The following is a 7,586-nucleotide window of genomic DNA, read 5'->3' as shown; positions in this document are numbered from 1 at the left end:
CCGACGGAGACACTGCGGCGGGCGGCGCTGCCGGGGTGGCTGCACTTCTACAATCACCATCGACCCCACAGCTCAACCGGCGGCAAGCCGCCGGTCACCCGGCTGACCAACCTCCCCGGACATCACAGCTAGGCGTAGGACTTCGAGCAGACCGACGAGCCCTCGAGGTAGCCCTTGCGCAGCGCCTCGACCCGGTCGAAACCGCTGTCCGGGCGCTTCCCGTTGACGTCCGCCGACACGAGGCTCTCCGGCTGCAGCAGGTCCGCGATGGCCTCGTCGAGGTCGCCCGCCGACAGCCGCAGGTCGCCCGGCCGGTTCGTGAACGCCGCCCACGCCCCCACCAGGCACGCCGTGCGCAGGCCCGCGTTCGCGTTGTCGATCGACGCCCCGACGCCCTTCTGGATGCCCAGCGCGTAACGCGCCGCGACCTCCGAGAACGCCGCGAAGTCACCCATGCCGCCCGGGTCCTCGCCCTTCATCTCGGCCTCGCGGTCGATCGGCTGGGCGAGCTGGGCCAGCTTGGCCATGTCGATGCTCACGGTGTTGTCGCCCGGGCAGTACGACGCCGGCGGCGTGGTCTGGCAGCTGCCGCCGTCGGTGATCTCCGGCGCGGCCACCCCGGCGCCCTTGAACGCCTCGTCGAGGCTCTTCTTCAGCAGCGCGACCGTCTGTTCGTTGAACTTCGCGTCACCCTTGCCCTTGTCGCCCTTGTCGAACGGGCGCTCGGTCAGCCGGGGCTTGACGTTCTGCTCCGTCATCCCCGCGCACTCCTTCGGGCCCTTCTCGAACCCGGCCTGGAACGCGTACGTGCGGTCGAACGCCGTGCCGTGCGCGCCCTTGTCGGCGGCGCTGGTGCCGGCCTGGTCGCGGATCAGGAACATCGAGGCCATCACCTGGTTCAGGCCCTCGGACGTCGACACGCGGTAGTACTTGCTCTTGTCCTCGGCGACCCAGCGGAAGTAGCCGCCGGCGAAGCAGTCGGCCTGCTGCTCCTTGACCACGGTCGGGGTGTTCTTCGCGATCCCCGCCTTGTCGCCGAGCCGGTACTGGACGGCGTGGCCGAACTCGTGCGCGAGCACCACGACCACCGACATCGGGCCGAACCGCTGGCGCAGCATCGGCAGCAGCACGCCGCGGTCCCACGCCACCGAGTCGTCGACCGGGCAGTAGAACGCGTTCACGAGCTTCTTCACGCTGCCGCAGCCGGTCTTCTCGGTGTCGGTCTGCGCGTCGTAGGACAGCAGCGACTTCACCGGCTCGAACTGCTGGCCGAAGTTCGCCGGCAGCATCTCGCCCCAGTAGGTCTGGACGTCGTCGATCGCGGCGGTGGCGAGCTTGTCGTCCTCGCCGCCGTCGGCGTTGCGGACGTTGAGGCTCGGCGTCGGCGCGTCCGGCTTGAGACCGCTTTCGAAGTGCGTCACCGGCAGCCCGGAGACCGAACCCGCGCCGGTGTCCTTGGCCGGGTCCCCGCTCGCCCCGCCCTTGCTGTTGCACCCGCTCACGGCGACCGCCGCGACGGCCAGCAGCGCGACCAGCGCCCGCCGTCCTCCCCCTGGGATCATCAGTTCCACTCGCTCTCGTGCCCACCCGTACCCGACGGGCAGGACCATACCCAGGGCATACGCGCAGCGTGCACGTAATCCCCGAACTCCTCCCTGCGCACCGGCGCCCGTGGCCCGATATCGTCGCTTCCCATGCGTGCAGTCCGCCGGTTCACCGTCCGCGCCAGCCTCCCGGATTCGCTGTCCGGCCTGGGCGCGCTGGCCACCAACCTGCGCTGGACGTGGCACCCGCCGACGCGCGACCTGTTCGCGTCGATGGACGCCGAGCTCTTCAACGCCGTGCGCGACCCGCTGCGGATGCTCACCGCGCTGCCGCCGGCCCGCCTCGACGAGCTCGCCGTCGACGACGACTTCCTGGAGCGCGCGAGAACCGCCGCCGAGGACCTGGAGAAGTACCTCTCGGAGCCACGCTGGTACCAGCAGCGCGACGACGACGGCCTGCCGCCGGCGGTGGCCTACTTCTCGATGGAGTTCGGCGTCACCGAGGCCCTCCCGAACTACTCCGGCGGCCTCGGCGTGCTGGCCGGCGACCACCTCAAGGCCGCGTCCGACCTGGGCGTGCCGATGGTCGGCGTCGGGCTGCTCTACCGCAACGGCTACTTCCGGCAGTCGCTGTCGCTGGACGGCTGGCAGGTCGAGCACTACCCGGTGATCGACCCGAACGCGTTCCCCCTGGAGCTGCTGACCGCGGGCGGGCGGCCGGTGCTGATCGGCGTCGCCATGCCGGGCGGGCGCGAGCTGTGCGCGCAGATCTGGCAGGCCCGCGTCGGGCGGGTGCCGCTGCTGCTGCTCGACACCGACACCGAGGCCAACGACGAAGACCTGCGCGGCGTCACCGACCGGCTCTACGGCGGCGACGCCGACCACCGGCTGCGGCAGGAGATCCTGGCCGGCATCGGCGGCTTCCGGGCGGTCCGGAAGTACTGCGAGCTGACCGGGCACCCGCAGCCCATGGTGTTTCACACGAACGAGGGACACGCGGGCTTCCTCGGCCTCGAACGCGCCCGCGAGATCGTCCAAGCCGACGGCCTCGCGTTCGACGAGGCCATGCCCGCGGTGCGCGCCGGGACGCTGTTCACGACGCACACGCCGGTCAGCGCGGGCATCGACCGGTTCCCGGTCGACCTGGTGCAGCGCTACTTCGCCGACGGCCGCCTGGTGCCGGACATCGACCCGCGCCGCGTGCTCGCGCTCGGCGCCGAGGACAACCCCGGCCTGTTCAACATGGCGCACATGGGCCTGCGGCTGGCGCAGCGCGCGAACGGCGTCTCGCAGCTACACGGGCGCGTGACGCGCAAGATGTTCTCCCGGCTGTGGCCCGGGTTCGACCACGACGAGGTGCCGATCTCGTCGGTGACCAACGGTGTCCACGGCCCGACGTGGGTGGCCCGCGAGCTGAGCACGCTGCTCGGCCGCGAATGGGGCCTCGACGTCGGCGAGGGGCCGCTGCGCGACGGCGTCTCGGACGCCCAGCTGTGGGAGCTGCGGCGCGAGCTGCGCGAGAAGCTGGTGCACGAGGTGCGGCGCCGGGTGCGCGCGGCGTGGCTGCAGCGCGGCGCGTCGCCGCTGGAGCTGGGCTGGGTCGACTCGGTGTTCGACCCGGACGTGCTGACCGTCGGCTTCGCCCGCCGCGTCCCGACGTACAAGCGGCTGACGCTGATGCTGCGCGACCCCGAGCGGCTGCGGACGCTGCTGCTGCACGAACAGCGGCCGATCCAGGTCGTCGTGGCCGGCAAGTCGCACCCGGCGGACGAGAACGGCAAGCAGCTGATCCAGCAGATCGTCCGGTTCGTCGACGGCGCGGACGTCCGGCACCGGATCGTCTTCCTGCCCGACTACGACATGTCGATGGCGCGGTACCTCTACCGCGGCTGCGACGTCTGGCTGAACAACCCGGTGCGGCCGCTGGAGGCATGCGGGACGTCGGGGATGAAGTCGGCGCTGAACGGCGGGCTCAACCTGTCGATCCGCGACGGCTGGTGGGACGAGTGCTACGACGGCAGCAACGGCTGGGCGATCCCGACGGCGGACGGCGTCGCCGACCCGCTGCGCCGCGACGACCTCGAGGCCGCGGCGCTGTACGAGCTGCTCGGCCAGCAGATCGCGCCGCTGTTCTACGACCGCTCGGACGACGGGGTGCCCACGGGCTGGCTGTCGATGGTGTGGCACACGCTGGAGACGCTCGGCCCGCGGGTCCAGGCGTCCCGGATGGTCCGCGAGTACGTCGACAACGGCTACCTCCCGGCGTCCCGCACGGTGGCGGCGGCGACGGGCGACGGCTACCGCGGCGCGCTGTCGCTGGCGGACTACCGCACCAAGCTCGAGGTGTCCTGGCCGCGGCTGCGCATCTTCGACTCGGAGCTGCTGGTGGAGGCGACCGAGCCGCTGGTGGTGGGCACCGAGGTGACCATCCGGGCCCGCATCGACCTGGCCGGCCTCGACCCGTCCGAAGTGGACATCCAGGCGGTGGTCGGCCGGGTGGCCGACGACGACGAACTCCGCGACCCGGTGACGGTCCCGATGACCGACGACGGCATCGGCGCGTTCGCGGCCCGCGTGAAGCTGCCGAGGCCGGGGGCGATCGGGTACACGGTCCGGGTGCTGCCGCGGCACGGCCTCCTGGCGACCCCGGCGGAGCTGGCGCGCGTGGTGCTGGCCTGAGCCGCCCGGCGGGGCGGCGCGGAGGTCACCGCGCCGGGCTCCGCCGAGGCCGCGCCACGCCGAGCCGCCGCGGCCGTGCTGCCCGAGCCGCCGAGGCCGTGCCACCCGAGCCGCCGCCGCGGTCGCGACCACCGCAGCCGCCCGTGTTCGCTGGTCGTCGCCCCGAGCCGCCCCTGCGCCGCCGGGCTGGAGCTGCTCCAGCCGGGCAAAATCACGCCGCGCACATCCCTGAGCGAAGCTAAGTTGTACGCATGCGCTTCGGAATGTTCGTCCCGCAGGGCTGGCGGCTGGACCTGGCCGGCATCGACCCCGCGGACCACTGGAAGACCATGCTCGGCCTCGCGAAACACGCGGAGGCGGGCCCCTTCGAATCGATCTGGGTCTACGACCACTTCCACACCGTGCCGGTCCCGACCGACGAGGCCACGCACGAGGCGTGGTCGCTGATCTCGGCGTTCGCCGCCGCGACGGAGACCGTCCGGCTCGGGCAGATGTGCACCTGCATGGGCTACCGCAACCCCGCCTACCTGGCGAAGGTCGCCGCGACGGCCGACCTCATCTCGGGCGGCCGGGTCGAAATGGGCATCGGCGCCGGCTGGTACGAGCACGAGTGGCGGGCCTACGGCTACGGCTTCCCGACCGCCGGCGAGCGGCTCGGCCAGCTCGACGAGGGCGTGCAGATCATGCGCGACCTCTGGACGACCGGCAAGTCCACATTGGACGGGAAGCACTACCGGACCGACGGCGCGATCCTGAGCCCGCGGCCGCTGCAGGACGGCGGCATCCCGCTGTGGATCGCCGGCGGCGGCGAGAAGAAGACGCTCCGGATCGCGGCGAAGTACGCGAAGTACACGAACTTCTTCCCCGAGCCGGAGGCGTTCACCCACAAGTCCGAGGTCCTGGCGGCGCACTGCAAGGACGTCGGCACCGACTTCGACGCGATCGTCCGCTCGGGCAACCTCAGCGTCGTCCTCGGCGAAACCGAGAACGACGTCCAGGAGAAGCAGGCCTGGCTGAAGGCGCACTACGAGAAGTACGTCCCGGCCGAGGACGCCGCGCGGGCGGTCGCGACCTTCGCGAGCGGCCCGACGGCGGGCACCCCGGAGCAGGTCGCCGAGCACCTCGCCGCCCTGGGCAAGCGGGGTATGTCGTACGCGATCCTGAACTTCCCGGAAGCCGCGTACGACCGCTCGGGCATCGACTTGTTCACCAAGCACGTCGCCCCGGCGCTCGCGGGCTGAAAACTGTCGGTCCCCTTCGGTAGCGTGGAAAACGGGGGCTGCTAAGGCACCGCCGGGCTGCCGCCGTCCTGCACGGGCAGCCCGGCGGCCGCCCACGCCCGGAACCCGCCCTCGAGGTCGGTCGCCCCGGGCAGCCCGAGCCGCTGCAGGTCGGCCGCCGCCAGGCTCGACGAGTACCCCTCGTTGCACACCACGATCACCGTCGACTCCGGGCCGACCGCCGGCAGCCGCCACTCGCTGTCCGGCGCCAGCCGCCACTCCAGGTGGATCCGCTCGACGATCACCGCGCCCGGGATCTCGCCCTCGGCCGCGCGGTTCGCCAGCGGCCGGATGTCGACGACCAGCGCCCCCGCCTCCTGCAGCTCGCGGGCCCGGGCGGGCGTCACCCGGTCCAACCCGGACCGCGCGGAAGCCAGCAGCGAATCGACAGCGCTCATGACCGGACGATAGCGGGCAGCGGCGGGATTTCCGCCGGAACGTCGGCGAGCGAGTCGTACTCCCGCGTCGCCACCAGCGGCGGCGAGTACGCGTGGACGCTCGCCGCGGGCCGGTCGCCGAGGCCGGTGACCTGGTGGGCGCGGCCCGCGCCGAAGCCCAGGCCCTCGCCGGCCACGTGCGTCCGGCGCCGGATCGGGCCACCGGGGTAGCGGTACTCCTCGCCGAGTTCACCCTGCAGGACGGTGAACGAGCCGGACGCGCCGCCGTGGTCGTGCGGCTTCGTGTGCTGGCCGGGCAGCCACGACAGCAGCCACAGCTCGACGCCGTCGGTCAGCGCCAGCCGCGCCCACCAGCGGCGGTCCTCGTCGAAGCGCAGGATGCCGCGCAGGCCCGCGGTCAGCTCGGTGGTGACGGTGGCGGTCAGCTCGGCCAGCTCCCGCGGCGTCCACAGCAGCCGCGCCGGGTGCAGCAGCTCGGGCAGCAGCGGGTCGGTCAGCTGCGGGTGGATCTCGACGGGCGGGCGAACCAGGGACGTGGTCAACGCGGGTGCTCCTCGCAAGGTGAAGGGAATCGAACGCGGGGACAGCGCGGCACCGCACGCGCCGCACGAGGACGCGAGGGATCAGCGAAGCCGCGCCCGCGTACACCCGGCCGAAGCGACGAGGAGCAGGTCGATGGTGCGACGGCGCCAGAACGAACCCCGGGTCACCGGGGTCACGGGCGCGTCGGCGGACATGCGGTGATGGTGCCACACCGCGGCCGTCCGGGCGGCCGTGTTCCAGGTCGTGGAACGGACGCCGACCTGCGTGTTCACCGTCTCACCCGGGCGGGTGCGCACGCGCGCGCGACGGCAGACAGAATGGGCCTCGTGAGCGAGCCGATCCAGCCCAGCGAACTTGACGACCTCGTGGTCCGGATGGCCGGTGTCGGCGTCCGCCGGGGGACCAACGACCTCCTCGCCGGCCTCGACTGGACCGTCGAACTGGACGAGCGCTGGGTGGTGCTCGGCCCGAACGGCGCGGGCAAGACCACCCTGCTGCGCCTGGCCGCGGCCGAGCTGCACCCGACCACCGGCGAGGTCGACCTGCTCGGCGAGCGGATCGGCCGGGTCAACATCTTCGACCTGCGCCCCCGCATCGGCTTCACCTCGGCCGCCATCGCCCAGCGCGTGCCGGGCGACGAGCTGGTCAAAGACGTCGTGGTCAGCGCCGGTTACGCGGTGCTCGGCCGCTGGCGTGAGGAGTACGACACCCTCGACACCGCGCGCGCGACCGAGCTCCTCGACGCGATGGGCATCGGGCACCTGGCCGAGCGCACCTTCGGCACGCTGTCCGAGGGCGAGCGCAAGCGGGCCCTGATCGCCCGGTCGCTGATGACCGACCCGGAGATGCTGCTGCTCGACGAGCCCGCCGCCGGTCTCGACCTGGGCGGCCGGGAGGACCTGGTCGCGCGGCTGTCCGACCTGGCCCTCGACCCGGACGCGCCCGCGCTCGTGCTGGTCACCCACCACGTCGAGGAGATCCCGCCGGGCTTCACCCACGCGCTGCTGCTGCGTGACGGCCACGCGGTCGTGTCCGGCCTGGTCGACGACGTCATCACCAGCGAGAACCTGTCGAAGACGTTCGACCAGGACCTCGTGCTCGAACGCTCCGGGGATCGCTTCTTCGCCCGCCGTCGCTAAGCT

The 7,586-nt window shown here is 72.4% G+C and carries 8 protein-coding genes; 4 read left to right on the top strand and 4 right to left on the bottom strand.

Features of this window, described 5'->3' with window-relative positions; genetic code table 11:
- The coding region (locus tag H5965_RS33385; RefSeq protein ID WP_310974774.1) for an integrase core domain-containing protein at nt 1–132 on the top strand (132 nt) is incomplete at its 5' end.
- Here the strand turns inward: H5965_RS33385 and H5965_RS33380 are convergent.
- A complete protein-coding gene (locus tag H5965_RS33380) occupies nt 129–1,562 on the bottom strand; it encodes a neutral zinc metallopeptidase (RefSeq protein ID WP_310974750.1) in 1,434 nt (477 codons plus the stop codon). The genes H5965_RS33385 and H5965_RS33380 overlap by 4 nt on opposite strands.
- 132 nt (nt 1,563–1,694) lie before the next feature.
- On the opposite strand from H5965_RS33380, the gene glgP reads away from it, so the two are divergent.
- Nucleotides 1,695–4,223 carry an alpha-glucan family phosphorylase gene (glgP, locus tag H5965_RS33375; protein WP_310974749.1) on the top strand — a complete coding sequence of 843 codons (2,529 nt, stop codon included), beginning with the start codon at nt 1,695–1,697 and terminating at the stop codon, nt 4,221–4,223.
- A 251-nt stretch (nt 4,224–4,474) separates the two neighbouring features.
- Complete coding sequence (locus tag H5965_RS33370) at nt 4,475–5,464, top strand: LLM class F420-dependent oxidoreductase (protein WP_310974748.1); 990 nt, start codon at nt 4,475–4,477, stop codon at nt 5,462–5,464.
- 41 nt (nt 5,465–5,505) lie between these two features.
- Here H5965_RS33370 and H5965_RS33365 read toward each other — a convergent pair whose 3' ends face one another.
- The 3 genes from H5965_RS33365 to H5965_RS33355 form a co-directional block, all read right to left on the bottom strand.
- Entirely contained in the window at nt 5,506–5,901 is a 396-nt protein-coding gene (locus tag H5965_RS33365) for a rhodanese-like domain-containing protein (protein ID WP_310974747.1), read from the bottom strand.
- Complete coding sequence (locus H5965_RS33360; RefSeq protein WP_310974746.1) at nt 5,898–6,443, bottom strand: cysteine dioxygenase family protein; 546 nt, start codon at nt 6,441–6,443, stop codon at nt 5,898–5,900. The genes H5965_RS33365 and H5965_RS33360 overlap by 4 nt, the downstream gene beginning before the upstream one ends.
- A gap of 81 nt (nt 6,444–6,524) precedes the next feature.
- Nucleotides 6,525–6,716 (bottom strand): hypothetical protein, encoded by a 192-nt coding sequence (locus tag H5965_RS33355; protein WP_310974745.1) that lies wholly within the window; start codon nt 6,714–6,716, stop codon nt 6,525–6,527.
- A gap of 45 nt (nt 6,717–6,761) precedes the next feature.
- On the opposite strand from H5965_RS33355, the gene H5965_RS33350 reads away from it, so the two are divergent.
- Nucleotides 6,762–7,583, top strand: coding sequence for an ABC transporter ATP-binding protein (locus tag H5965_RS33350; protein WP_310974744.1), 822 nt, complete (start codon nt 6,762–6,764; stop codon nt 7,581–7,583).
- Nucleotides 7,584–7,586 lie beyond the last annotated feature (3 nt).

This window comes from Amycolatopsis sp. 505 (assembly GCF_031625235.1).
Classification (GTDB): domain Bacteria; phylum Actinomycetota; class Actinomycetes; order Mycobacteriales; family Pseudonocardiaceae; genus Amycolatopsis.
The sequence above is the reverse complement of the archived record's forward strand: the minus strand, read 5'-3'. Positions and strand labels throughout refer to the sequence as shown.